Genomic DNA, 1073 nt, shown 5'->3' on the forward strand with positions numbered 1-1073 from the left:
GCAGGAGCCCCGCGGTGTGTCGGAGACCGCGCCGGAGTCGCGGACGGCGAATTCCTCCTCCGTGCGGCATGGCGGACCGTCGGACGGCGGCCGGACGCCGCAGGACGGCGCCGCACGGGCCGGCCACGGCGGGGCACCCACCGACCGGGCCGACGGGCCCTTCACGCCCGAGACGATGCGTGAGAGGGCGGCCCGGCCGGACACGGTGACCGGCAGGGACCGGGACGGGAACGACTTCGCGTTGCGGCTGCGGGAGGGGTCGACGGCGCTCTTCGACGCGTCGGGTGAGCTGCGGCACGTCGTGCTGCCGGACGGGGTGAGTTTCGAGCGCGGCTTCGACGGTCTGTGGGGGCCGCCGCGCCGCGGCACCGGCGAGGTGATCTCCAGGAAGACGGACAGCGAGACCGAGCTCATCCTGCACGACGGCAGCATCGTGGTGCTGGGCAAGGAGAACGAGCGGATCACCGACACCGCGGCGGACAAGGTCCTGATGTACCGCCAGATCAAGGACGGGAACGGGGCCTGGCTGCGGCAGCCGAAGATTTTCCTGCCGCACGAGGAGGGCGGCTGGGTCGAGCGCGCCGGTCTGGACACCGCCACCTACGAGGGCTTCCTGGCGAGCGCCAACAAGGCGCATGAGGCGGCGCAGAAGCTGTTCGACATCGGGGCCCGGTCGGCGCACGGCGTGCCGGAGCACGAGCGGCTGGACCGCGTCGGTGAGGAACGGCTGAAGGAGTTGTACTGGCGCGGGTCGCAGGACGACAAGATCGCAGCGCTGTACGAGTGGGTGCGGCGCAGCCGCCAGGGCGTGTCGCTGCGGTACACGCAGCTGGATGCGGTGATCGGCCTCGGCCGGGGCGAGATGGTCAACATGGCCGCCGGTGAGGGCAAGTCGTGGGTGTTCTTCGTGAACGCTGCTCTGCAGGCCGCGAAGGACGGCGTGTCGGCGTCGTACCTGATCACGCCGAGGGATGTGCTGGCGAACCGGGAGATCCTCAACTTCAAGGAGATGCTGGGCGACTGGGCTCACGTCCACCGGATGAACTCCGACACGCTGCCTCCTCCGCCGGGCG

At 70.9% G+C, this 1073-nt stretch carries 1 protein-coding gene; it reads left to right on the forward strand.

Annotation, left to right across the window (positions count from 1 at the left end; all coding sequences use genetic code 11):
• Positions 1-16: 16 nt before the first annotated feature.
• Positions 17-1073: hypothetical protein (locus AB0L95_RS42260; RefSeq protein WP_365172011.1), on the forward strand; the 1057-nt coding region annotated here is incomplete at its 3' end.

Source organism: Streptomyces sp. NPDC052036 (assembly GCF_040680495.1).
In the GTDB taxonomy this organism is placed as follows: Bacteria; Actinomycetota; Actinomycetes; order Streptomycetales; family Streptomycetaceae; genus Streptomyces.